The organism is Ruegeria sp. CH11 (assembly GCF_056537105.1).
Window position 1 is genome coordinate 1 of the sequence record NZ_JBQFQX010000061.1, and the last position, 602, is coordinate 602.

The following is a 602-nucleotide window of genomic DNA, read 5'->3' on the forward strand; positions in this document are numbered from 1 at the left end:
CTCAAGGACGAAGCCCCCAACACCGAACGCCCCGGCAAACATGTCGAAGCGGTTGATCTGGAAGCTACCCGCGCCGATCTGTCCAAGCAGCTTGAGGGAAAAGAGGTCGATGACGAGGACCTGAACGGATACCTGATGTATCCCAAGGTGTTCCTGGATTACATGGGCCGCCACCGGACCTACGGCCCCGTTCGCACCCTGCCGACGCGCACCTTTTTCTACGGCATGGAGCCGGGCGAAGAGATCACCGCCGAGATCGATCCGGGCAAGACGCTGGAAATCCGCTGTCAGGCCATCGGTGAGACCGATGAAAACGGCGAAGTTCGCGTCTTCTTTGAACTCAACGGCCAACCCCGTGTGATCCGGGTGCCCAACCGTCTGGTCAAGGCGTCGACCGCGCAACGACCAAAGGCCGAGATCGGCAACTCCAATCACATCGGTGCGCCGATGCCGGGGGTTGTTGCCACCGTTGCCGTGACCACTGGTCAAGAGGTGCACGAGGGCGATCTGCTGCTGACCATCGAAGCGATGAAAATGGAAACCGGCATCCACGCCGAACGCGACGCGGTGGTCAAGGCCGTCCACGTCCAGCCCGGCGGCCA

General features: G+C 61.6%; 1 protein-coding gene. It reads left to right on the forward strand.

Going from position 1 to position 602, the window contains the following annotated elements; all coding sequences use genetic code 11:
- The coding region (locus tag ACR0LX_RS23000) for a biotin/lipoyl-containing protein (RefSeq protein ID WP_480785640.1) at positions 1–602 on the forward strand (602 nt) is incomplete at both ends.